Below are 25,572 nucleotides of genomic sequence, written 5' to 3'. Positions count from 1 at the left end.
AGGTGATGCACAATCATGCTACAAAATGAACCAGAACAACGCGAAAGTTTGGAGAACAACCAAGCGAAACAACCAAACTCCATGCCAAAAAACTTCTTAGTTCCCTTCTTACTTCTCTGTCTAAAAGACTGGAGTCTTCATGGTTACAAACTTATTCAAATGCTAATGGATATCGGCTTTTCTTCTGTTGACCAAGGTAATGTTTATAGAACACTACGCAAATTAGAAAAAGAAAACCTTATTTCTTCTACTTGGGATACAAGCGATGGAGGGCCGGCAAAAAGAATTTATTCTTTAACTGAATATGGAGAGCAATATTTAACAACATGTGCGACTTCTTTTGAACATTATCAAAATATGTTGCGAACGTTTTTCACATTATACACCAATGCATTCTTTCCATTTTCTACTTCTCCAGAAAAGGATGAAAAGGATTCTTCATCTTCACCTGGTGGTACAGCAGAGTAATCTGCGTTCACAATATGCAAAAAAACATTTGGGGGTCAAACAATGGAAACTAAACCATACGAATTAGTCGATGCATTTTGGAAAAACTGGTCTCAATCACTTTCCCTTTTCTCTTCAGCTGGGAAACAATTAGAGCAACTTACTTTAGAAACATTAAAACAACAACAAGACGCTTTGCATAAATTAACATCAGGAGTAGATGAACTAGAAAAAGAACTACAACAACTCACTGCTCAGTTCAATAACCAATATACAGATTACGTGAAACAATTAACTGGAAACTCCTTAAATGATCAAATTAACGAGTGGCAAGACAAGTGGAAGGAACTTTCTGCTCATATGCAGCAACTTACTGTTTCTCCTACAAAAACATCTTTGTCAATCCTTACACAAACAAGCGGTCAATTTGAAGAAACAACAAAACAATTTATTGAGCAACAACAATTACAACGTGAAGAGGCTCAAAAACAGTTAGAGGGTTTTTTGGAAGAGTTCAAGTCAAAACAGTTGGAACTCGCAAAAAAGTTCGAGGAAAATTCAAAAAATCTATTTACTTCCATCAAGTAAGAAAAATGTGGGAGCTAACTGCAGCACAAACAAAACTCTTTCTTCCTCCTACTACATCAAGATGGCTAGCATTTTTCGATATGGAAAAGAAGGAGGACAAAATGAATCCATTTCAAGAAGCACAAACTGTTCCAGAGCTTCGTTATGATGAGATTCAAGTCGGTGATCAAGCATCCCTTACAAAAACAATTACGGATGAAGATGTTATCAATTTTGCAAAATTGACTGGAGATGTGAATCCTATTCATATTTTAGATTCTTTTGCAAAAACAACAATGTTTAAAGAACGTATTGCTCACGGTATGCTCGTTTCGAGTTTTATTTCTACCATCCTTGGAACGAAACTCCCGGGCAAAAATACGATTTATTTATCCCAAAATGTTTCATTCCGTGCCCCTGTCAAAATCGGTGATACACTTCGTGTTGTGGCAGAGGTTATTAAGAAGCGTGACGATAAAAAAATCATTACGTTGCAAACAAACATATATAATCAATCAGATGATATTGTCGTGGAAGGAACGGCGACAATACTAAAAAAAGAGTAGCAAATTTGCTACTCTTTTTTCTATCCAAGAACTTCTAATCGCACCGATTACTTCCGCGTATGACTACGTCATTTCCACATAAAATAACGTTACCAGTTTAGATAAGAACTTAGCTGAACTGGACTACTCATAAGGATGTGTATCAACATGGTAAAAACAAACAAATTATTAGTTCCAGGTGCAGAGCAAGCGCTTGAACAATTTAAATATGAGATTGCACAAGAATTTGGTGTAAGCTTAGGATCTAATACAGCATCTCGTTCTAACGGTTCAGTTGGCGGCGAAGTAACAAAACGTCTTGTTGCTTTAGCTCAACAACAATTACGTGGATAATAATATAACATATGGCTTAGAGGCAGATATTCTCTGCCTCTTTCTATTTTCAACATACATAATAGTGCTTTTTCACATACTAATCAAAGCAAAATGAAAGGAGCGATATGTGAAATGAAACGGATTAATATTAGCATGAGCCCTCCCCGCGTTCTTACTTTATCTTTTCTTCTATTATCAGTTGGCGGCACATGCTTATTAAAACTGCCCATTGCTACGACAACGTCCATTTCATGGCTCGATGCCTTATTTACAACCGTTTCCGCTTGTACTGTTACTGGGCTTGGTGTTGTAGATACCGGAAAAATGTTTACTTTATTTGGACAATGTGTCATTTTAACGCTTATACAAGTTGGCGGGCTTGGCATTATGAGCTTTGCTGTCTTAATTGCGATTATGCTCGGAAGAAAAATCGGTCTTCAAAACCGTATTTTATTACAACAAGCATTAAATCAAACGAATATCGGCGGCGTCATCCGTCTTGCCAAATCGTTATTTTTATTCTCTTTTACAGTCGAATGTATCGCTACCTTAATTCTTTCTTTTGAGTGGGTACCAAAATATGGGGTTACCAAAGGGATCTATTATAGTTTTTTCCATTCAATCTCAGCCTTTAACAATGCTGGTTTTTCTGTGTGGAGCGATAATTTAATGTCCCATTCTCATAGCATTCTTGTCAATTTCGTCATTTCCTCTCTCATCATTTTAGGTGGAATTGGTTTTACAGTAATCGTAGACATAAAAAGAAAGAAAAACTTTAAAAACCTTACACTACATTCAAAACTTATGCTTTCTTCTACTCTAATCGTCAACATTATTGCTACCCTTTTTATTTTTATATTCGAGTTCCATAACTCCCTTTCTATGAGAGGTTTTACCCCATTTGAAGAAGGAATGGCCTCTTATTTTCAAGTAATTTCAACGCGAACTGCCGGATTTAATACAGTTGATATTTCTACATTGTCAAAACCTTCCCTCCTATTAATGATGCTCCTTATGTTTATTGGTGCTGGTAGCGCTTCAACGGGTGGTGGGATTAAGTTAACAACATTTTTAATCATATTTTTTGGCGTATTTAAATTTTTACAAGAACAAGAGGATATTGTCGTATTTAAAAAATCCATTAAAGATACTCTCATTGTCAAATCATTAACCATTACTATTATTTCCATTTCATTTATCTTTTTTGCTATTTTAATTTTGAGTATTACTGAGCGAGTTCCTCTATTGATGAGTGCTTTCGAAGTATTTTCAGCATTTGGGACTGTTGGCCTCAGTATGAACTTAACACCCCACTTAACTATAATCGGAAAAGCTATTATTATCTTTATGATGTTTTTTGGGAAAATGGGTCCTTTAACATTGGCTTTTTCATTTGCTCGTAAAAAGAACCGGAAAATAAAATATCCGAATGAAGATATTTTAACAGGTTGACAACCGTAGAAATTATCCATATAATGAGAATACAATAGCATATCTCCAAAGGGGAGTAGCGTCCAAGAAAATTTCTTGGAAACAAAGTCGTCATTACGTAGAACTTAGTTCTTCCGGCTTTGTTGGCATTTTCATTACATATGTCTAGCAAGACCTTTGCCTATTAACGGCAGAGGTCTTTTTTGTATTCATTTCCAGATTCTCCCAAAGTTAATAGGCAGGAGTATGGGGAAACTAAATAGTGGGGAAATTCTTCACTTATTTAGAACTTATAGAAATGAGAGGAGAATGTACATGGATGTATCATTATTATTGGAGTATGGTTGGGTATTACTCATCCTAATTGCACTTGAAGGGATTTTAGCGGCTGATAACGCTCTTGTTCTTGCAATTATGGTAAAACATTTACCAGAAGAAAAACGAAAGAAAGCACTATTTTATGGATTAGCAGGGGCATTTGTTTTCCGATTCGGATCGTTATTTATGATTTCGTTCTTAGTCGATGTATGGCAAGTGCAAGCAATTGGTGCCATCTACCTTATGTTTATCGCTGGTAATCACTTATTTAAAACGTATGTTAAAAAGAATACGGATGAAGAAACAGAAGAAAAAAAAGCAAAGAAAAAACAAGAGAACTTTTGGTGGACTGTATTTAAAGTTGAGGTTGCTGATATCGCCTTCGCAGTTGATTCAATTTTAGCTGCTGTTGCACTAGCAATGACTTTACCAAAAACAGGATTAGGTACAATTGGTAGTCTTGATACTGGGCAATTCGTTGTTATCTTTGTGGGTGGACTTATCGGATTAATCATTATGCGATTTGCAGCAACTGCTTTCGTACAAATCTTAAAACGTAAACCAGGACTTGAAACTGCAGCATTCTTAATTGTAGGTTGGGTTGGTGTAAAGCTAGCAGTTTATACATTAGCACACCCTGCATTAAATGTAATTCCACATTCATTCCCAGAATCCACTCCGTGGAAGCTTACATTCTGGATTGTATTAGTCGGAATCGCAGTTGGTGGTTGGTTCTTCTCAAAAGAAGTAGAAGTAAAAGTAGAAAAGAATTTAGACGAAAAAGCGCTGTAATTACAGTGCTTTTTCTTTTTGCTTTCTTCCTCTCAATATCCAGAAAAAATTCCATTATACTATTTTTTGTAAACGTTTTCTTAATATATGTATGTCCTTTTTGTGAAACATTGCACAAACTTATTGAAAGTGAGAACAATTCCATGTACTTTATTCATATAAGGAGTATTTATAGAAGATTTACTAAAGGAGCGTATTACTCATGCTAGAACAAGGACTAGATTATGTTGTCAAACTGGCTAAAAGCAAAAAGAAAATGCTAGATACAAACCCAATGCAATATTTCATTCGTGCTGCACTTGCGGGTATTTATATCGGTTTTATTATTGTACTATGTTTTAAATTAGGTAACTTTTTTCACATTGCAGATTCACCAGCAACTTATTTAGCTGCTTCTATGTTTTTCGGGATTGCTCTCGTACTTATTATATATGGCGGTGCTGAATTGTTTACTGGAAACACAATGTACTTTACTGTAGCAACTTTAAGAAAGGAAACAACGATTTCTGATACACTTCGTAACTGGGTTGCTTGTTACGCAGGTAACTTAGGTGGCGCGTTATTCTTTGCCTTACTATTTTACGCAACTGGAATTTTTGAAGCAATTGATCACGGTCACTTAATGAGTAAAGTCGTTGAAGGAAAGATGAACACACCTACAATGCAGTTATTCTTTAAAGCCATTTTATGTAACTGGCTCGTATGTCTTGCTTGCTTCTTACCTTCTCAGGTTAAAGGTGACACAGCAAAAATAATGGTCATGATGCTACTTGTTTTCACATTCTTCTTATCTGGTTACGAACATAGCATTGCAAACTTATCACTCTTTGCTTTATCTTTAGTTTCACCGCATCCTGAGACAATTTCTTTTTCAGGTGCTATTCATAACTTAATTCCTGTTACAATCGGTAACATTATTGGTGGATCAGTATTTGTCGGTATGGTATACCACTACTTAACTAAGAAAACACCTGACGTTCAACAGGAAGAAACTGAAATCGCAGCAGCTCAGCAAGAAGAGATTATTCCTTTACAAGCACATATGAAACATTAAAAACTCCAAAGTTTTACTTTGGAGTTTTTAGCTTCCCACATATTTAACAACAAGGTGAGGATTAATTTCTCCTTCTTCCTTTCCCTTATCCATTCTTTGTTTCATCTTATGCATACCGCATGATATCATTCGTATGAAGGTGAATTTCATTTACATATAACCCCTCTGTACGAAAGGCTTCTACAAAATCTAGTCCACTTTTTTCTCCCCATCCCATATTAAAATCAAGGGAAAGAATATTCACACCATAATCCCGAACCATTTGTAAGGCACATTCTACTGTAGTTGCCGGCACATACCCGAACGGACAACTTCTTTGATCATCCATATATACGTTCATTTTCTATTCCCTCTCTACTTTGAATATGCGACCAATACATAACATATTGCCCCAAGGCTAATAAAAGGACCAAATGGAATGGGCTTTCGTACTTCTATACGTTTTAATACGATCCCAATCCCGAAAAAACAAAGACTAAAACAAGAGGCTAAAAATAAAATGATAAAAACTCCCTTCACTCCTACTATAAACCCAAGCAACGAAAGTAGTTTTATATCTCCACCGCCAAGCCCTTCTGGATATATCTTTTGCATGCAATATAACAAAATGAATATAACACCACTACCAACTATACTATCTGTCCAAGTAACTAATTGTACAAAAACACTTTCGAGAATGAGTAAAACGGCAAACGAAATTAAAATACAATCAGGAATTAACATATATAAGTAATCTGTAAGTGAAATAATAAGAAGTAGCGAAAAAAGGGATAAAATGATAATAAGCTCTCGTTCTATTCCAATTATATACACGGTAAGAAGAAATATACTTCCTGTTATACATTCAAATGCTACATACATAATCGGAATTTTCCTCTTACAATTCGTACAACAGCCTCTTTGTATATAAAATGAAATGATGGGGATTAGTTCTTTTGACCTTAGCACATATTTACAATAATGGCAATGTGAACGCGGGGTAATGATAGACTCCCCTAATGGAACCCTCATCGCAACTAACATAAAAAAAGAACCAAACACCATCCCTGCTAACAGTGCATATAAATAAGTGAACATCCCTTCCTCTCCTTTCCAAAAGAACATAGCAAAAAAAGGAGAGAACTTCTACTTCATATTATCCTTTATTCTACTAAAAAAGCAGGCCATTTTCTGGCCTGCTTTCCCCTCTTTTATACGATGAAATATACTGCTTTTAATGGTCCGTGTACTCCGACAACAAGATTCATTTCAATGTCAGCCGAATTACTTGGTCCTGTAATAAAGTTAATACAAGATGCCGCTGTCTCTCCATTTTCTACACGTGAGTTCATATCTTTAACTGCTTGTGTAATACGAGGCACAAGTGTTTCACGTGGAATAATAGCAAAATATACAGTCGGTAAAAAGTGTAAAGAACGTCCTTGTCCTTTATGACTTTGTACGACAATTGTTCCGGATTCAGCTAATGTATAATCACTAAATGCAATACCAATATTCGCTTTTTCAGCTAAACGCATATTTTCATCTTTTCTCTCTGGATCCCATACGTTTACTTCAACGTCTCGCTTTGGAAGTTCTTCTTTAAATAAAGATGTTAAACCATATGCATCAAAACGCTCATCTGCTGATAATAAAATAGGTCCCCCGCCGTTTTCCATGATTACTTTTTGAAGGTCTTCACCTAAACGGTCATTTGTCGTTTCTACTACAGTTGTATGAATGTTTGTACATTGATTTTTAAACACTTCTAGTAATTCTTCTTGTGAATAATCTTTTAACGTTTCTACATTCACATTACTTTTCCATACTGGGCGTTCTACACCTTCCGTTTTACGCGCACGCCCAAGTTCTTTTGCAATATTATCTAGAAAGGCATCACGGTTTTGAATTAATCCTGCCATTATTTATCCCCGCCTTTCTTATGATCTTTATACCAATCACGGAATCGTTCTTTACTTGGAGCTGGGAATTCACGAATATCCGTCCAGTTTTTAAGTGGTCCAACACCTTTTGATACACGATTACCAGATGTAAATGGACTCATTGCTGCTGGTGCCATTTTTGAACCCATTTTATATAAAGCAGCTGAAGAAGCACCCATACTAAACATTTTCATCGCTAGTTTTTCTGCAAGTGGTGCACGCCCTTCTTGCTCAACGATGACTTGACGATGTTTTAATAATAAATCATGCAATGGAATTTTTACTGGACAAGCTTCTGTACATGCTCCGCATAAACTAGATGCATAAGGAAGCTCTTTGTAATCATCATATCCACCTAGAAGCGGTGTTAATACCGCGCCGATTGGTCCTGAATAAATCGATCCATATGAATGTCCACCAACGTGACGATATACAGGACATACATTTACACAAGCAGCGCAACGAATACATTGTAATACTGAACGGAATTCAGATCCAAGAATTTGAGAGCGACCATTATCAACAACAACTAAATGGAATTCTTCAGGTCCATCAACTTCCTCTTCTTGAATTGGTCCTGCTACTGTTACATAACTTGTTAATTTTTGACCTACTGCACTACGACATAATAAACCAACTAAAACATCTAATTCTTCCATTGTCGGAACCATACGTTCCATACCCATTACTGCAATTTGTGTTTTCGGAATTGACATAACAAGATCTGCATTACCTTCATTCGTTACTAAACAAAGAGAGCCCGTATTTGCAACAGCAAAGTTACAACCAGTTACACCAATTTCTGCATCCATAAATTTCTCACGAAGTTGTTTACGAACAAACTTTGTCATTTCATACGGGTCATCAGAATTTTCATAGCCTAGCTTTTCTTTAAATACATCGCGAATTTGCTTTCTATTTTTATGAAGTGCAGGTGCAATAATATGTGAAGGTGGATCGTTATCTACTTGCAAGATATACTCTCCTAAATCACTCTCTAACACTTCACAGCCAATCTCTTCAAGCGCATGGTTCATACTGATTTCTTCTGTTACCATCGACTTTGATTTTACTACTTTTTTCGCTTGTTTCTTTTTGGCGACGTCTTGAATATACTTTGCTGCTTCCTCTTTCGTCTTCGCAAAGTACACGTGTCCGCCTCTTTTTGATACATTTTCACTTAACTGCATTAAATAATAATCAAGATTTTCTAACGTATGTTGACGGATTTGTTCACCTAGTTCACGCCACTCTTCCCAGTTTCCTAATTCATCTGCGGCTTTTAAGCGATTCGTATATAAACGCGTTTGTGCAGAAGATACTGCTCCGCGCATAAACGAATCTTGAATTCCATCACCAACGCGATCATTAAATTTTTTCTCACTGATTTTCATAGACATAGCTTATGTTCCCCCTTCATGAGCGACTATTCAGTACCTCAGCAATATGCATTACTTTTACTTCTTTTCCTAAACGCTCAATACGTCCGCCAATGTTTAACAAACACCCACAATCTGCACCGATTAAATAATCTGCACCTGTTTCCATTACACTATCTACTTTTTCATCTACCATTTGCTCAGAGATTGGAGTCATCTTAACTGAAAACGTTCCCCCAAACCCACAACAATTTTGCACGTTTGGCAAATCTCTCACAGTTAATCCTTTTACATTTGATAATAAAATCCCTGGTGCTTCTTTTACTCCAAGCAGGCGTGTCATATGACATGATTTATGAATAGTAGCTATCCCTGATAAACTTGCACCAACATCTGTAACTTTTAAAACATCTACAATAAACTGTGTAAATTCATAAGTTTTATCAGCAACTTTTTGTGCACGTTTAGCCCACTTTGGATCATCTTTGAAAACATGCGGATACTCATGAAACATTGTCGCACACGAGCCAGATGGTGTAACAATATATTCTGCATCTTCAAAAGTTTCAATCATATGTTTCATCGCTTCTTTTGCTGCTTCTACATGGCCGCTATTATAAGCAGGCTGACCACAACAAACTTGTGCTTCTGGAAATTCAATTTCACAACCTAAACGCTCCAACACTTCAACTGTTGCTTTGCCGACATTTGTTTCAAACATATCGACTAAACAAGTAACAAATAAAGTAACTTTCATAACTATTACTCCCCCTTTTTACAACTTCACCAACAAACATATGGTCATCAGATGACTGAGCAGAGAAGAAATAGGCTCAACCATAGCCTATCCTCTCCCTCTTCTAAAGAAAACGCTTACTTAATCTTTCTCTATTTTATCAGAAAATTAAATTTTTAAAAGATTAAATTACGAATTTATATCGTTTTTACCTGTGACAATATGTTCTACATTTGTTAAATGATCTAGCATTGCTTGCTGCGCTAATTCTACATCTTGTTTTAACACCGCATCATATATAACTTGATGCTCTTCTATAAGTCGTTCTGATGTCGTTTGTTCACCATATAAAATAATGCGTCTTGATTCACCAATCGTTTCAGCAATCATCTCTGAAACATGATTCATGAGTTCAAGCAAAATGTTATTATGCGAAGACTCTGCAATTCCCATATGAAATTGAAAATCGGCTTTTTCGCCAGCCTTTTCATCTCCAATGCTCTTTGCCATTTCATCTAACCAATGTTTCATATTTTGTAAATTATCTTCCGTACGTTTTGCCGCCGCTACTCGAACTGCCCCCACTTCAAGCACCTTTCGTACTTCTAATAAATTCAAAATATCCTCTTTCTTCATTAATAATCTATTGTTTAATGATTTTGTTAATGAAGAAGAATCGAAGTTCTTCACATATGTACCTTCTCCTTGTTTCATCTCAATTAAGCCCATCGCTCTTAGCGCACTTAGCGCTTCACGAACAGCAGATCTGCCAACTTGAAACTGCTCAGCTAATTGATGCACAGGGAGTAGTTTGTCACCAGGTTTTAACGTACCATTTTTAATCATTGTTAAAATAGCTTCAGATACTTCTTCGTAAATTTTTTTCGGTTTAATAGATTTGTACTCCAGTTAAATCACCTCAGTATCTTCCAAACAACAATTGAAACGATTTATAAGAACTTTGCATCATAACTATTTTAGACCGAATTGATAAGAAGTACAAATGTTTTGTTCATAAAATAGTCAAATTTTCGATATTTATTACATATTAATTTATATTTTTACGTATAAAGTGAAACTTTAATCAGTAGGGGTTTTGTTCATTCCCCACTGATTATTAGCCCTCACCAATCGGGCGTTTACGGGCAGCAGGGCCCCCACCTAACTTCTTTGCTTCCGCTGAATTTTGAGGTGGGGGGCTTACTGCCCGGCAAATAGCGGGATAAATATTTTCTTCAATATAAAGAACATGTCCTAAAAATTAGAACATGCCCACATCATCCTGTACATTCAGTTTAATAATAACCGTTGTTCCCGTATCTTTTTCACTTTCAATTTGCCACTGTCCACCATGTATATGGACAATTTGTCTCACAATAGCAAGGCCTAAACCTGTTCCACCATGTTGACGACTTCTCGCTTTATCAACTCGGTAAAAGCGCTCGCCAAGATTTTCTAAATGCTCTATATCAATGCCAATTCCTGTATCTTTTATTTTTAATTCACAGTAATCATCGATTTGCTCTAAAGTTATAACGATATTTCCGTTTTGATTTGTATACCGTATCGCATTATCTAACACATTATGAAGCACCTGTTGCATACGATCCTCATCAATCATGACAATGACCTCTGGATTTAAATTGGTTGAAATATGAATTTCCTTTTCTATAAACTTAATCTCATACGTATCTAATACGTCTTCAATCAGCTGTGAAAAAACGATAGGTTGCTTCTTTAACGGAAAGTGCTCACCTTCTAATTGTGCTAAGTCTAACAAGTCATGAACGAGACGCTGCATACGACCTGCTTCTTTATGAATTAGCTGCGTTACTTTTTCCTGCTGTGGTCCCTTTGCAACGCCATCTAAAATAGCCTCGCTATACCCTTTTATATAACTAAGTGGTGTTCTAAGTTCATGCGAAACATTTGCTAAAAATTCCTTACGCTTTACATCTTCTGTTTCCAATGAATTTGCCATTTTATTAAATGCTTTTCCTAGTCGTCCAATTTCATCCTCTGAAGAAACGGTAATCCGCTCCGAGAAATCTCCCGTAGCCAAATGGTTTGCAACCCGCTCCATTTGCGAAAGCGGCTTCGTTATTGCAATTATAATTTTTCTTCCAACCCATATCGTAATTAAAATCATCGCAATTGCTAGTGGTGCTAAAATAAGACCCATATCATATATTAAGTCTTTTATACTTTTTAAAGGAATATAAGAATATACAATTCCGACTAATTTTTTATTTTCCAATACAGGGATGACAACCCCCATAATATTACGTTCAAAATGTTCTTCATATCCTATCTTTGTCACAGTTTTCCCATCTAATAGCGTTTGCCTATCTCCTTCGCTTATAAGAGAATGATGATGCACATCAAAAGGTAAACATGCACTTAAATCACGCGGATTAGACACGAAAAGAACGTCTGAACTAGATATTTGATCAAATGATCTTACTTTCTCTTCAAAAATTGATATTCCTTCGCGCTTATCATACTGAGCAGCAAGATTTTTCCCTTCCATTACTAATGAACCTTTTAAATTATCAACGTATAGTTTTTCATATGAGTATAAAGATACGAAATAAAGAAAGGACACTGTTACACATACTGCACATACTACTGTAAGCCAAAGTTTTTGTACCATCGTAAACATACGTTACACCTCGAATTTATAGCCTACACCCCAAACAGTTTGAATGTAGTTTCCACTTTCTCCAAGCTTCAAGCGCATCGTTTTCACGTGCGTATCTACTGTTCTTGTACTTCCCGCATAATCATATCCCCATACCTTTTCAAGTAATTGCTCCCGGCTAAATACTTGTCCTGTATGCTGACAAAGAAAATATAGTAAATCAAACTCTTTTACAGTAAGAGAAATCGGCTCACCATCCGCCTCTATTCGTCTACTTTTTTCATTGATAAGAATTGGTCCAAATTGAATCTCTTCTTGCTGTTCTTGCTTTGTATATCTTCTTAACACAGCTTCCATACGGGCAACCAATTCACCAGGACTAAACGGTTTTACAATATAATCATCCGCTCCCATACGTAAGCCGTTCACCCTATTCCACTCTTCACCTTTTGCGGTTAAAAATATAATCGGCACATCTGACGTTTTTCTAATTTCTTTACAAACTGAAAGTCCATCCATTTCTGGCATCATAATATCTAATACAACGAAATCATAATGATCTGTTTCTAGTTTTTTAAGAGCCTCTTTTCCATCTTCAGCTTCTCCCCACTCATATCCGAAGTTGTCCAAATACATTCCAACAAGCTGCCTCATATCACTTTCATCATCTACAACTAGCACTCTATATTTATTCATTGTCCTTCCCTTCCCTCTCTATGAGTTGAAACGGTCCTTTTCCGACTTTAATTGTTTGTTTTATTTTCAAATTCCTCATATCCATAACGCACACTTCATCACTATCATAACTTGCTACATATCCTTCTGCTCCGCTCTCCAAAAATGCAAATGGATTCGATCCTACTTCTACAGAAGCTATTTCTTTATATGTGCTAATATCAAACTTTCTAAGTGTGTTCGAACCATGACTTAGTGCATATACGTACTTACTATCCTTCGTTATATTCACAGGCATAAATGGAGCGTGTAAAGAGCGCACCATTTCTCCCCCCTGTAAAGAATACACTAACACTTTCTCATTTACTTGATTTCCATCACCATGTCCGCCAATCCATATTTCTTTCCCATCAGGACTAATCGTTGCTCCGGTTGATGCTGGCGGAATCATAAAGGATTGAACAACTTCTTTTTTCTTCGTATCAATTGTCGTTAGTTTCGTATCATAAAAGTTTAGTACAGATAACCGATTATGATACTCTACCATCGTTATAGGACCTTTTCCTGTTGAAACATTTCCGGTCTCTTTCCCATTTATCGTAAAGAACCTTACCTTTTGAACATTTTGATCGGCAGCAAATAATTGTTTTTTATCTTCTGATACGACCACATTTACAATGCCCTTTCCAGTTTTATATTTTTCCACTTGCCTTCCTTCCGCCAGTGAATATACATACATATATTCTAATTGCTTACCGTATACAAGGATTTCCTCACCGTTTGGAAGCAGTGTGATTCCGGCCATTGGCTCATTTAGTTCCCATGTCGTGATTAACTTTTTATTTTTTTATCAATAAAACTAATGCTGCCTTCTTTTATATTCGTTGTTATAATAACATTTTTATCTTTAGCAATTGGTGTATATGAACTTCCTTGACACCCTACTAATAGAAATAAAAAACAGAGAAGAAAAACATACTTTCTCAAAAGATTCCCTCCATCTTCGGATGATTTCGTTATAATTGTAAAATAACAAATAAATGTGTGGAAAGTGTGAAATTTTCCTTTCTTACTCAATTTACATATATAATGTACAACAAATAGAATTTGAGGTGTGTCAATTATGCTATTTCCTGATTTAGCGAATAAAATTGTACGAGAAGTACGCAGACTAATTACAGAAAATATTATTATTATTAATATACAAGGCGTTATTATTGCAAGTACAGATACAGAAAGAATTGGTCAATTTCATGAAGGTGCACTCCGCTGCGCCAACCAAAAGAAAACTGTCATCATTACAACAGAAGATGAAAGGCAGTTGCAAGGTGTAAAGGCTGGGATGAATCTTCCTTTATTATTTCATGACGAAGTAATTGGTGTTATTGGAATTACAGGAGAACCTGAAAATATTTCACGCTATGGAGAAATATTGCGTAAGATGACCGAGTTATTAATTCATGAAAACTACTTTTTAGAGCAACTAGAACTTGAGCATCGTTCTTATGAAGCTTTCGTCTTTGATTGGCTTCAAAATACAGAATGGTCTCCAAGTTTTCTCGATCGCGCCAAAACACTTGGCATTGATTTATATAAGAAGAAACAACTTATTTTGTTTTCTATTGGCCAAAATGACACGATGCTCCAGCGTAAAATATGGCAACATATACGTAATATATTAACAAAAGAGCATCTATTTGTTCGGTGGGGAAATGATCGTTTTATTTTATTTACAGCGATGAGCTCCAACGAGCAAACATACCAATTTTTAAAACGATTAAAACAAGACTGCGAAGCTTTATTTTCTATTCCTTTATATATCGGGATTGGACAAACAGTTACCCCAAACAATATGAACATATCTTACGAACAAGCATTACGTGCTCTTTCTGTATCATTGGAAACGAAACAAATTGTATTTAATGAAGATTTACGTTTAGAAATGTGTTTACAAGATATTTCTGCCGAAACGCGTGAACAATTTCTAGAGCGTACCATCGAAAACTTACTATCATCTTCTGAGCTTATGCACACCTTACGCTTATTTATCGATTATAACCAATCTTATAAACAGACAGCTAAACAATTACATATACACATTAACACATTACATTACAGGCTAAAAAAGATTGAAGAACATACAGGACTTGATCCAAAACAATTCAAAGACTTAAACGTTTTATACTTCGCACTCCTCCTATTAGATAATCATACAAAAAAGAACGATAAAACAGATTAATCTTTAGATGATTATACATAGAAAGAATCCCTCGACTTTTTTATCATTATAACGAAAGCACTGTTACCACGTTGTTTATTATAACTAAACACGTTAACAGTTTGAGGGGGATTTCCAATGTTAGAAAAACAAATTATTCATTCATTCGTATCTATTGTTGGCGAAGATAATGTAGATACATCCAATATGGGGCGTTTAACTTATAGTTATGATGCCACTCCAAACTTCCAAGCAATGCCTGATGCAGTCATTGCTCCTCGTAATACAAATGAAGTAGCTGAAGTTTTAAAAGTATGTAACACTCACAAAATTCCTGTGTATGTGCGCGGGTCTGGAACAAACCTTTGCGCAGGAACATGTCCACTTGAAGGCGGTATCGTCCTTATTTTCCGCCATATGAACAATATTTTAGAAATTGATGAAGAAAACTTAACAATTACTGTACAAGCTGGTGTCATTACACTTGATATTATTAAAGCGGTAGAAGAAAAAGGTTTATTTTATCCACCAGATCCAAGCTCGATGAAAATTTCTACAATCGGCGGTAATATTAATGAAAACTCAGGTGGATTACGCGGTTTGAAATATGGCGTAACACGTGATTATGTAATGGGGCTTGAACTTGTCTTACCAAATGGTGATATTATTCGTACTGGCGGCAAATTAGCAAAAGATGTAGCTGGTTACGATTTAACTCGTTTATTTATCGGCTCTGAAGGAACACTTGGCGTGGTAACAGAAGCCATATTAAAACTTGTTCCTATGCCTGAAACAAAGAAAACAATGCTTGCATTATATGAAGATATTAATGAAGCTGCACGTGCTGTTTCTTCTATTATTGCAAATAAAATCATTCCAGCAACACTGGAGTTTTTAGACCAACCGACAATTGAAGTAGTAGAAGAGTTTGCACAAATCGGTTTACCTACAGATGTAAAAGCAATTTTATTAATCGAACAAGACGGCCCGCCCGAAGTAGTCAATCGAGATATTGAAAACATGGCTAACGTTTGCCGCTCTATGAATGCAGTTGATGTTCGCATTGCAAAAGATGAAACAGAAGCAGATGCGCTTCGTACTGCTCGCCGTAGTGCTCTATCAGCGCTCGCACGATTAAAACCTACTACAATATTAGAAGATGCGACTGTACCACGTTCACAAATCGCTCCGATGGTTGAAGCTATTAATGCCATTGCAAAAAAATATAATATTCCTATTTGTACGTTTGGACACGCTGGTGATGGTAACTTACATCCAACTTGTATGACAGATACTCGTAATGCAGAAGAGATGCACCGAGCTGAACAAGCTTTTGCTGAAATATTTGCGAAAGCAATTGAACTTGGTGGCACAATTACTGGTGAACACGGTGTTGGTGCGATGAAAGCTCCATATTTAGAAATGAAATTAGGTAAAGAAGGTATTACAGCTATGCAAGGAATAAAGCAAGCTTTCGATCCAAATAACATTATGAATCCTGGAAAAATGTTCGCGAAAGACACTCGAAAAAGAGTGGTGGTTGAGCGATGACCACATTAAATAAAGAAAATATTCAAAAAGAATTTAAAGAACGATTAAGTGAAGATGAATTACTAAACTGTATGCGATGCGGTTTTTGTTTACCTACTTGTCCTACCTACATTCAATCCGGATATAAAGAGTCACATTCACCGCGCGGACGTATCGCATTAATGAAAGCAGTCGTTGATGGTTTAATCGAACCAGATGAAGATGTTGAAAATACATTAAACGTTTGTCTTGGTTGCCGTGCTTGTGAGCCTGTTTGTCCATCTGGTGTAAATTATGGACATTTATTAGAAGAAGCTCGAGATATTATTAATCAAAATAAAAAATTCTCAATGCCAGTGAAAGCTGTTCGAAAAGTCGTTTTTGAAGGATTATTCCCCCATCAAAATCGAATGCGAACATTAACCGGACTAATCGGATTTTATCAACGTTCTGGTTTACAAACGCTAACACATAAAACAGGTATTATGAAGTTATTCCCTGAAACACTTGCAACAATGGATCTCGTTTTACCAAAAGTCCCTAAAATGAAAGCAATGAAAGATCGTCCTTCATTTTTACCTGCAGAAAGTACAAAGAAAAAACAAGTTGCATTCTTCACAGGCTGCTTAATGGATACGATGTTTTTAGAAACAAATAACGCAACGATGAAACTTCTCCAATTAGCTGGTTGTGATATTGTTATTCCGAAAACACAAAGTTGCTGCGGTGCATTGCATGGACATGCTGGTGAAAAGAGTGGAGCAAAAGAATTAGCAAAGCGAAATATAAAGGCATTCGAAGATTTAAACATCGACTATATTATTACGAATGCAGGTGGTTGCGGAGCTTACCTCGTAGACTATGATTATCTTTTAAAGGATGATTCGGAGTGGGCTGAACGTGCTAAGCAGTTTGTTTCTAAGATTAAAGATATTACTGCTATACTAGTAGAACTAGACTTCCATAAGCGAACTGATTTACGACTCACGCAGCAAATTATTACATATCAAGACTCTTGTCATTTACGCAATGTTATGCGCACAGCTTCTGAACCTCGTATGTTACTAGAGGCTATCCAAGGTGCAACATATCGTGAAATGAAAGATGCGGACCGCTGCTGTGGCTCTGCTGGTATTTACAATATTGTTCATTCAGAGTTATCAATGGAATTTCTAGATTACAAAATGGACCGTGTGCATGAAACAGAAGCAGCAACCATTGTTACTGCAAATCCAGGTTGTTTATTACAAATGAAATTAGGAATTGAGCGAGAAGGGCTTTCTCATAAAATGAGAGGAATTCACATTGTAGATTTATTATTAGAAGCAATTGAAACTAACTCGTAATAACTCGTAACATACGTAATAATAGGAAAACGGCTATCTCCTTCGTCTATGTAAAGAGATAGCCGCTTTTTTGTCTGCTACAACATTAAAAATATGTTACTTTATTATAAAAAAGAACAACAGAAACATTACAGTTTTGTAAAAATCAATCCATTATATTCCTCAAAAAATCGCTCAAACCATTGATACAATAGGATTCTTCATTTTCCATTTAGGTAAATTCATCCAAAAACCCCCTCTTAAAATCAAGTATAAAAACACTATAAATTCCTTTTATACTCTATATTTCTCTTATTTTTGCTCACTTCTTCTCTTAGGATAAATTAGGTAATTTTAAAGTCTATGAATTTTTTTCCATCTTTTTTCTCGCAAATTGTATGCTACGATAAATTTGTCAGTCAGACAGGCTGTCAAAAACAAATCGTGTGAAAACAAATTAAAACTTTATATAGGGGGACACACATCATGAAAAAGCGTGTTTTATTATCTGTAGCTGCTGCAACAGCTCTTACTTTAGGAGTATCTTCTCTAGATGCACAAGCTGCAACAGTACAACCATCTAACATTAAGGTTCAAAATATTCAGCATTCAAAAGTAATGATGAAACAAATGAACCAACAAGAATTACAAGCATTCTTACAATCTATGGGCGTTGAGTCATTAGCGCAATGGCAACAAGGAAACTTCCAACCAAATTGCATTATTCCTGGTCAACAACCTACTGAAAATGTTGTAACTGAGCAACCAACAGCTAAGCCAGAAACTCAAAAGCCTGCTGAGCAAAAACCAGTTGAGCAAAAGCCTGCTGAAGAAGTTCAAAAACCAGAAGCTCAAAAGCCTGCTGAAAACAACAATACTCAAAAACCTGCTGAACAAAAACCTGCTGAGCAAAAGCCTGCTGAAGAAGCAAAATCTTTAAGCGAGTTCGAACAACGTGTTGTTGAATTAACAAACGCTGAGCGTGCAAAACAAGGCTTACCAGCACTAAAAATCGATACTGAATTAAGCAAAGTAGCACGTATTAAGTCTGAAGACATGCAAAAAAACAACTACTTTGATCATAACAGCCCTACATACGGGTCTCCGTTTGACATGATGAAGAAATTTGGTATTTCTTATACATCTGCAGGTGAAAACATCGCTCAAGGCCAACGTACACCTGAAGAAGTAGTACAAGCTTGGATGAACAGCGCTGGACACCGTGCAAACATCTTAAATAACGGCTTCACTCACATCGGTGTTGGTTATGTAGAAAGCGGCAACTACTGGACACAACAATTTATTACAAAGTAAATAGATTAAAAGAGTCTTCTCATAATGAGAAGACTCTTTTTCAAGTTTCATAGCTTTCTATTATGTATGAATAGAAAATATAGAACATAAACAACATAGATCCACAGCTTATTACACTAAGCAATATATAAAATCCCCACTCTAAGTTCAAAAACAATGAAAACAATATGCCACATGCCATCACTTGAAAAATCCGTCTACTTACTAAACGAATTTTTTGTAATTTAATTGGATCTTTTTCTTTGCCTTTTATTTTCTTAAATTCTTTACTCAGCATAAAAAGAAACATGCTAATCCCAATCGTTAATCCTGTTTGAAAGAATATAAAATCTCCAAAATTAATCAAGAGAATAAGCATATGAATAAACAACATAAATAATGTAATTTTCTTTATAAATCCGCCTATAATACAATGCTCTCTTTCATTAAACTTAAATATATTATGTGAAATAATATACAAAAATCCATATGAAAAAATAATAAAACAAGGAATAAATGCTACAACAACTTGTTTACTCATAAACTCGTTTGGCTCACCATTTACATTCCAATGTACTGCCATACGATTTGGTAAATAGGGGTAAAGACATAGAGTAACTAAAAGACAAGCGAAAAATATTCCAAGTACATACTTATATTTGATCAAGTAATTCTCACCTCTCTTTTCTCTTAACGGCTTCGCTTCTTTTAGAGAAATCCCTGCAAAAATCTACTTTTTTCAAATTAAAACTTATACTTTACGCATTTTCTTTTTGAAATTCTTTTATTTTATTATTTAATTTTGTAGGAAACGGCACATCAACTTCAATTGCTTCTTTCGTAATTGGATGCAAGAAATTTATCTTCATCGCATGTAATGCTTGACTGGACATATATTTTGTTTGTCCACCATATAATACATCCCCAACTAGTGGATTACCATTATGGCTCATATGAACACGAATTTGATGCGTTCTACCCGTTTCTAATTGTAACGTTACGAAAGTCGTGTTTTGCTTCTTAAAATACTTTTCTACTTTATAATATGTGATAGCTTGGTCACCTTTTGGAGAAATACGACGCCTTGTAGCATGATGGCGATCCCTTCCGATAGCAGCATCAATCGTTCCTTGTTTCTTATTTACTTTCCCTTCAACGAGCGCTGCGTACGTTCTTTTAATTTTTCGTTCCATTAATAAACGATCCATAATTGCACCAGCAATTCTATGCTTAGCAAACACGACACCACCTGTCGTATCTTTATCTAAACGATGAATATGACGAACCTTTGTCTCTAAACCTTGCATTTGAAAATGAAAAGCAACAAGATTTGCAAGTGTCCCGTTTCCACCTTTTTCAGCAGGATGTGTGTCCATTTGCTCTGGTTTATTTACGATGAGTACGTGATCATCTTCGTATACTACATGTAATTCACCATATTCTGGATTTACACCGTACTCTTCCTCCGCAAACATATGAACTTGTAACTTATCGTTCTCTTTTAAAAGCTCATTCCATCTTCTTTGTTCCCCGTTAACCGTAACACCTTTTTCCATACGAAGCTGATGTAATAGCTTTTTCGGTATTTCCCATTCTACTTTTAATACTGATTCAATACTTATACCATTCCATTTAGCTGGAACGGTAATTTCACACCATTCGCCCTTTTTCTTTGTTTCCATACTGTTTATCACCTTATTTCTATTGATTCTCTCATTGTAACGGAAAACACACTTTGATGCACCGTCAAAAATAGAGGACAGTCTTATAATAGACTGCCCCTCAAGCTCTAAGCCTTTTCATTTCTAACAATACTTCTTCAGCTTTTTGTTCATACGATAAATCTTTAAAGAAATCTGCCAACCTTTTATAATCATTGTAAGCATCTAATAAATCGTCCATCCTTTCTATTTTCATCACTTGTTGTTTTTGTTTCATTTTTACTGGATAACGATAACCTGATACTTCTTGTATTTTGTAATACTCATCCTCTACTTGAACGACCTTTACAAGTTCTTCCTCCTCTGCATCCATCGTATACCCGTCAAATTCTCTAAGTAGTTCATAAATGATATGAGTCCATTCATCTTTTGGATAAAATCCCTTTTCTAACCGATAACCGACAATGCGATACATATGCCCATCGTTTTCTGCAAACTGTACTGTATCATTTAACTTAAACTTAAAATAACGAAACATTGCCTTCACCTACTTGTATGTAATGTTCTTATCACATACTATTTGCAAAATGTAGGTCTTGCTATTCATAAAAAAATGCTCATCAATATGATGAGCATTTTTTTATGATGATTTTTCTCGTTTTTTTCGAAATGGCAACCACCAGTTCCAGTCTCCAAATAACTTCATTAAGCTTGGTACGAGCATAAGACGAATAATTGTTGCATCAAGAAATATTGCTAATGCAACGCCAAGCCCCATCTGCTTTACTGGTAAAATATCAGTAAATGCGAATGCACCAGTTACAACAATCATTATTAAAGCAGCTGATGTAATGATTCTACTTGTTGAAACGAGCCCTTCTAACGTTGCTTGATCGTTATCTCCTGTTTCTTCATAGAGCTCATGAATGCGTGAAATAAGAAATACTTCATAATCCATACTAAGCCCAAATACGAGGCCAAAAATGAAGATTGGTAAGACAAACAGAACCGGACTCGCTTCTAAACCGAAATGACCACCTTCAAATAACCAAACAACAATTCCAATGGTTGCACTTAAACTAAGTATATTCATAATAATTGCCTTAATTGGAATGAGTATAGATCGGAATGCAAATAATAATATAACAAAGGTCGATCCAAATATAACAGACATACCAATTACAACTTTATCTTTAATTTCATCTTCTAATTCTTGTTGAAACGTCGTCATTCCGCCTAGATAATACGTAACATCCGTTTCTTTATAGTTCTTTTTAAAGTCACGCACCCACTGTTTTGCAGTCTCTGTACGTGGTTTTGTTTTCAAAAAGACTTCTATCGTCGTCTTATTCCCTTTCGTGTATGCTTCAAATACAGGAGTTAGTTTCGCTGACTCTGGCGACTGCAATATTCCAACAACTTGATTTGCTTTCATTCCAGTTAACCCGTCGTATAAACTTCTTACTTCATGTACTTTCTTATCATCTTTTAACTTTTGAACGACTTCTTCTATCTTTTGTAGACTTTCTTTTTCTTTCATATCTTCTTTCGTCTCTACAACTAACGTAACATCAGCGTGTGTTTTGACAGTTTCATTAAATGCTTCTTCATACTTTTCATATGCAATCCTTGTATCACTCTTTTCAGGTAAAGCTTCAACACCAGGGAACTGCAAATTAGCTGTACGTAACGGCAATAAGCAAATAACAATAAATGTTGTAACAACAATAATCATTGCGATTGGATGTTTCATTACAAATTGTGCAAATTTACGCCATGCTTTTGCCGGCGTATGTGCTACTTGATTCTTTTTTAATATTCTTTTACCTATTAACGATAATAGCGCTGGAAGAAGTGTGAGTGAGAATAAAATACTCATAATCACAACAATCATTCCGCTAATCGCGACAGATTGAATATAATCTATCTTAAAGAAAAACAAACCTGACAACCCAACAAATACGCATAATCCTGAAAATACAATTGCACGTCCTGCCGTCTGGTATGTAATTGCTATCGCTTCTTTTACCGTTCGTTTAGCAACTTCCTCTCGAAAACGGTTCACAAATAATAGCGCAAAATCAATAGATAGTGCAAGTCCAATCATCGGTGCAACGTTTAACACGAAAATAGAAAGTTCTTTATCCACACCGATAAAATACAATATACCCATCGTGCTAATAACACTAAGCGCCCCATTCAAAATCGGTAAAATTGATGCCAAAAGGCTACCAAACGAAAATAATAATACAAGAAACGCAATTGGTAATCCAATCATTTCTGCTACTTTTAAATCATTTTGCGTTCTTTCATTAATCTCTTGATTAATTTTCGGAAATCCTGTAGGTGTTACTTTTAATGCTACATTACTTTCTTTCTCAATCTCATCAGCAAATTGTAATGTCTTTTCCATTCTTTCTTTATTTGTTTTCCCAGAAAATAAAATTGTCGCATAACCGATATCACCTTGTAGCATTTCTTTATTTTGGATTGGGTGATGGAAAGATTCATAGTTCTCTTTCTCTTGAACATTCTTTACAATTTCATCTATTCGTTTTTTAAATTCCTCATGCGAAGCATCTTTATTTTTCTCAAAAACGAGCAGAAGCGTATCTTGAGACCTCTTAAAATCTTTATCTAAAATTTCTTTTGTTTTTTGATAGTCGCCTTCCGTTTGGAAACCGTCACCACCTAATACTCCCGGTAGCTTTGGAGCAAAAATCCCAAGTGCGATTGCCAGCAACAGTAACGCTACAATTACTGTATAACGAAATTGATACAAAAAAGCTCCTAACTTCCCCCACTTATCAACTTTATGAACATTTGTCTTCACACATTTTCACCTACTTTAAATAATTCAATTGTCACTTATACTGTATCATATCTTTATACAAACAAAAAACGCCTAGGAACACTATAATGATAGTTTTTCCAGGCGTTTTTTCTATCTCTCTTTATTAAGCCCCAATCTCTCAGTAAGTAAACGATGATAGTAAATCGCGATAATTAACAAAATACCACCTACGCAGTAACCAGCTAAAATATCAGTTGGGTAATGTACATTTAAAATGACTCTACTTAATCCAATCGATAGAATTACTATCCCCATCAAAATCGTTGTGACACATTTCCCAGCTACGCTTTTCAAATTAGCAGCAATGATATAAGCAAGAAATCCAAATGTCATAATTGATAGCATCGCATGTCCACTAGGAAAACTATATCCAAGTGCATCTAGCGCTTCATTTAATGACGGACGTTCTCTCTTTACAATCTCTTTTATCCCTTTATTCACAAGATGTGTTATTAAAATTCCCATTGGATATACAATCATCGTAGCATAATAACGCTTCTTCCAAAAAACAAGCAAACTTATAACGAGCGTAGCGACTATCCCAATTGCTGATCCCAATTTTGTAAAGTACGAGAAAAATGTAAGGGAACTCTCCGTTTGTAGCCCTTTTACTAATCCACGGACATATGTATCCATCACGGTAACGCCACCTGCATGTACGCGCCAAGCAACAATACCAAATACAGCAAATAATAAAGCAATACACATTACCTCATATTGATGTAACTTCTTCAAACGATTTCCTCCTACTATGAAAAAATGCGATTTCTACTTTAGAAACCGCATTTCCTTACTTATTTACCTTTTGTTTTTAGCTCTGTCCAGTAACGATCATAGTCTTTTAACTTATCATCTACATCAACAAGCCATTCTGTACGATCTAACTCTTCTTTCGTTAAGAAAATCATGTGATTATCACGGTATTCTTTACTATGAAGAGGATGAGCTTTTTCATTTGGATTACTGTAACCAATTGACTCGTAGTTTTTCACACTTACTTTTTCATCTAGTAAGTAGTTCATAAATTTCTCAGCAAGCTCTTTATGTTTTGCACCTTTTGGAATTGCTAACGTATCAGCCCAAATCGTGCCGCCTTCTTTTGGTACAACGTATTCTACATCTTTATTATCTTTTGCGATAAATGCTGCATCTCCAGACCAAACTGTTCCGATCCAAGCATCTTCTGTAATGAATTTTTGTTTAATGTTGTCTGTATCAAATGCTAATAAGTTTGGAAGCAGCTTCTTTAAATCATCTGCTGCTGTCTTTAACTCTGCATCTTCTTTCGTACTGTTTGAGAAACCGTGCTTCTTAAGACCCATTCCTAATACTTCACGAGAATCGTTTAGTAACGTTACATGTCCTTTATATTTCTCATTCCATAAGTCAGCCCAGCTTGTAGGTGCTTCTTTCACATACTTTTTATTGTATGCAATCCCTGTTACACCCCAAGTGTAAACTAAAGAATATTTATTCTCTGGATCAAACGCCGGTGTTTTGAAATTGGAAACCATGTTTTCGATATTTGGGATATTCTTTTTATCTAACGGCGCTAATAAATCCATTTTTGCCATTGTTTTAACCATGTAATCAGATGGCTGAATTAAATCATACTTTGCGCCACCAGCTTGTAATTTCGCAAGCATTTCTTCGTTACTTGCGTACTTATCATAGTTAATTTTCACATTATATTTCTTTTCAAAATCTCTTAGCACTTGCTCATCAAAATTGTCAGCCCAGCTATAAATATTTAATTCTTCTTTCTTTTCACCACAACCAGCAAGTACACCAACAACAAGGCTAAAGCTAATTGCTGCGCCAGCTATTCTTTTCATTAATTTCATCGGT

24 protein-coding genes, 2 pseudogenes and 1 riboswitch are annotated in these 25,572 nt (G+C 35.6%); of the genes and pseudogenes, 11 read left to right on the top strand and 15 right to left on the bottom strand.

Annotated features, from left to right (window positions below):
• Positions 1-15: 15 nt before the first annotated feature.
• The 7 genes from phaQ to JFU02_RS26060 all read left to right on the top strand — a co-directional run bounded on the left by phaQ (position 16) and on the right by JFU02_RS26060 (position 5,490).
• Positions 16-468 carry a poly-beta-hydroxybutyrate-responsive repressor gene (gene phaQ, locus JFU02_RS26090; RefSeq protein ID WP_000939954.1) on the top strand — a complete coding sequence of 151 codons (453 nt, stop codon included), beginning with the start codon at positions 16-18 and terminating at the stop codon, positions 466-468.
• A 42-nt stretch (positions 469-510) separates the two neighbouring features.
• Positions 511-1,035, top strand: coding sequence for a polyhydroxyalkanoic acid inclusion protein PhaP (phaP, locus tag JFU02_RS26085; protein WP_000448596.1), 525 nt, complete (start codon positions 511-513; stop codon positions 1,033-1,035).
• Between the two features lie 101 nt (positions 1,036-1,136).
• A complete protein-coding gene (locus JFU02_RS26080) occupies positions 1,137-1,580 on the top strand; it encodes a MaoC family dehydratase (RefSeq protein WP_001067916.1) in 444 nt (147 codons plus the stop codon).
• Positions 1,581-1,727: 147 nt separating this feature from the next.
• Positions 1,728-1,913 carry an alpha/beta-type small acid-soluble spore protein gene (locus JFU02_RS26075; RefSeq protein WP_000241212.1) on the top strand — a complete coding sequence of 62 codons (186 nt, stop codon included), beginning with the start codon at positions 1,728-1,730 and terminating at the stop codon, positions 1,911-1,913.
• A gap of 114 nt (positions 1,914-2,027) precedes the next feature.
• Positions 2,028-3,347 carry a TrkH family potassium uptake protein gene (locus JFU02_RS26070; protein ID WP_000822357.1) on the top strand — a complete coding sequence of 440 codons (1,320 nt, stop codon included), beginning with the start codon at positions 2,028-2,030 and terminating at the stop codon, positions 3,345-3,347.
• A 38-nt stretch (positions 3,348-3,385) separates the two neighbouring features.
• Positions 3,386-3,559: riboswitch (yybP-ykoY riboswitch) on the top strand.
• An 82-nt stretch (positions 3,560-3,641) separates the two neighbouring features.
• Positions 3,642-4,436 (top strand): TerC family protein, encoded by a 795-nt coding sequence (locus tag JFU02_RS26065; protein WP_201071884.1) that lies wholly within the window; start codon positions 3,642-3,644, stop codon positions 4,434-4,436.
• 202 nt (positions 4,437-4,638) lie between these two features.
• Complete coding sequence (locus tag JFU02_RS26060) at positions 4,639-5,490, top strand: formate/nitrite transporter family protein (RefSeq protein WP_000893035.1); 852 nt, start codon at positions 4,639-4,641, stop codon at positions 5,488-5,490.
• Positions 5,491-5,517: 27 nt separating this feature from the next.
• Here the strand turns inward: JFU02_RS26060 and JFU02_RS26055 are convergent.
• The 9 genes and pseudogenes from JFU02_RS26055 to JFU02_RS26015 form a co-directional block, all read right to left on the bottom strand.
• A pseudogene (locus JFU02_RS26055) lies at positions 5,518-5,830 on the bottom strand (cyclic-phosphate processing receiver domain-containing protein).
• 14 nt (positions 5,831-5,844) lie between these two features.
• Positions 5,845-6,567, bottom strand: coding sequence for a prepilin peptidase (locus tag JFU02_RS26050; RefSeq protein ID WP_098379424.1), 723 nt, complete (start codon positions 6,565-6,567; stop codon positions 5,845-5,847).
• Between the two features lie 113 nt (positions 6,568-6,680).
• Entirely contained in the window at positions 6,681-7,391 is a 711-nt protein-coding gene (locus JFU02_RS26045; RefSeq protein ID WP_000907753.1) for a LutC/YkgG family protein, read from the bottom strand.
• On the bottom strand, positions 7,391-8,812 hold the full coding sequence (locus JFU02_RS26040) for a LutB/LldF family L-lactate oxidation iron-sulfur protein (protein ID WP_201071882.1): 1,422 nt from the start codon (positions 8,810-8,812) through the stop codon (positions 7,391-7,393). Before JFU02_RS26040 ends, JFU02_RS26045 begins: the two co-directional genes overlap by 1 nt.
• Before the next feature lie 16 nt (positions 8,813-8,828).
• Entirely contained in the window at positions 8,829-9,548 is a 720-nt protein-coding gene (locus JFU02_RS26035) for a (Fe-S)-binding protein (RefSeq protein WP_000869151.1), read from the bottom strand.
• Positions 9,549-9,716: 168 nt separating this feature from the next.
• Positions 9,717-10,406, bottom strand: coding sequence for a FadR/GntR family transcriptional regulator (locus JFU02_RS26030; protein ID WP_254904515.1), 690 nt, complete (start codon positions 10,404-10,406; stop codon positions 9,717-9,719).
• Positions 10,407-10,788: 382 nt separating this feature from the next.
• The gene (locus tag JFU02_RS26025) at positions 10,789-12,189 is read right to left on the bottom strand and encodes a sensor histidine kinase (protein WP_000494815.1); all 1,401 of its coding nucleotides are present in this window, start codon (positions 12,187-12,189) and stop codon (positions 10,789-10,791) included.
• Positions 12,190-12,192: 3 nt separating this feature from the next.
• Complete coding sequence (locus JFU02_RS26020; protein ID WP_001046394.1) at positions 12,193-12,864, bottom strand: response regulator transcription factor; 672 nt, start codon at positions 12,862-12,864, stop codon at positions 12,193-12,195.
• Positions 12,857-13,830 (bottom strand): annotated as a pseudogene (locus tag JFU02_RS26015) (YncE family protein). The gene JFU02_RS26020 and the pseudogene JFU02_RS26015 overlap by 8 nt, the downstream one beginning before the upstream one ends.
• A gap of 127 nt (positions 13,831-13,957) precedes the next feature.
• On the opposite strand from JFU02_RS26015, the gene JFU02_RS26010 reads away from it, so the two are divergent.
• The 4 genes from JFU02_RS26010 to JFU02_RS25995 all read left to right on the top strand — a co-directional run bounded on the left by JFU02_RS26010 (position 13,958) and on the right by JFU02_RS25995 (position 19,230).
• A complete protein-coding gene (locus JFU02_RS26010; protein WP_003306564.1) occupies positions 13,958-15,082 on the top strand; it encodes a CdaR family transcriptional regulator in 1,125 nt (374 codons plus the stop codon).
• A gap of 117 nt (positions 15,083-15,199) precedes the next feature.
• On the top strand, positions 15,200-16,612 hold the full coding sequence (glcD, locus tag JFU02_RS26005; RefSeq protein WP_201071880.1) for a glycolate oxidase subunit GlcD: 1,413 nt from the start codon (positions 15,200-15,202) through the stop codon (positions 16,610-16,612).
• Positions 16,609-17,937: a (Fe-S)-binding protein gene (locus JFU02_RS26000; protein WP_000209626.1), complete on the top strand. Its 1,329-nt coding sequence runs from the start codon at positions 16,609-16,611 to the stop codon at positions 17,935-17,937. The genes glcD and JFU02_RS26000 overlap by 4 nt, the downstream gene beginning before the upstream one ends.
• A 465-nt stretch (positions 17,938-18,402) precedes the next feature.
• Positions 18,403-19,230: a CAP domain-containing protein gene (locus JFU02_RS25995; protein ID WP_097820678.1), complete on the top strand. Its 828-nt coding sequence runs from the start codon at positions 18,403-18,405 to the stop codon at positions 19,228-19,230.
• A 40-nt stretch (positions 19,231-19,270) separates the two neighbouring features.
• Here JFU02_RS25995 and JFU02_RS25990 read toward each other — a convergent pair whose 3' ends face one another.
• The 6 genes from JFU02_RS25990 to potD form a co-directional block, all read right to left on the bottom strand.
• On the bottom strand, positions 19,271-19,876 hold the full coding sequence (locus tag JFU02_RS25990; protein ID WP_000599007.1) for a DUF1648 domain-containing protein: 606 nt from the start codon (positions 19,874-19,876) through the stop codon (positions 19,271-19,273).
• A gap of 91 nt (positions 19,877-19,967) precedes the next feature.
• Positions 19,968-20,891 carry an RluA family pseudouridine synthase gene (locus JFU02_RS25985; protein ID WP_000448354.1) on the bottom strand — a complete coding sequence of 308 codons (924 nt, stop codon included), beginning with the start codon at positions 20,889-20,891 and terminating at the stop codon, positions 19,968-19,970.
• Between the two features lie 100 nt (positions 20,892-20,991).
• A complete protein-coding gene (locus tag JFU02_RS25980; protein ID WP_000490302.1) occupies positions 20,992-21,408 on the bottom strand; it encodes a hypothetical protein in 417 nt (138 codons plus the stop codon).
• Between the two features lie 102 nt (positions 21,409-21,510).
• Positions 21,511-23,703 carry an MMPL family transporter gene (locus tag JFU02_RS25975; protein ID WP_086405999.1) on the bottom strand — a complete coding sequence of 731 codons (2,193 nt, stop codon included), beginning with the start codon at positions 23,701-23,703 and terminating at the stop codon, positions 21,511-21,513.
• Between the two features lie 111 nt (positions 23,704-23,814).
• A complete protein-coding gene (locus JFU02_RS25970; protein ID WP_003306560.1) occupies positions 23,815-24,432 on the bottom strand; it encodes a phosphatase PAP2 family protein in 618 nt (205 codons plus the stop codon).
• 86 nt (positions 24,433-24,518) lie between these two features.
• Positions 24,519-25,568: a spermidine/putrescine ABC transporter substrate-binding protein PotD gene (gene potD, locus JFU02_RS25965; RefSeq protein WP_000772492.1), complete on the bottom strand. Its 1,050-nt coding sequence runs from the start codon at positions 25,566-25,568 to the stop codon at positions 24,519-24,521.
• Positions 25,569-25,572 lie beyond the last annotated feature (4 nt).

The organism is Bacillus sp. TH13 (genome assembly GCF_016651175.1).
In the GTDB taxonomy this organism is placed as follows: Bacteria; Bacillota; Bacilli; order Bacillales; family Bacillaceae_G; genus Bacillus_A; species Bacillus_A thuringiensis_S.
This window is presented reverse-complemented; position numbering and strand designations above follow the sequence as displayed.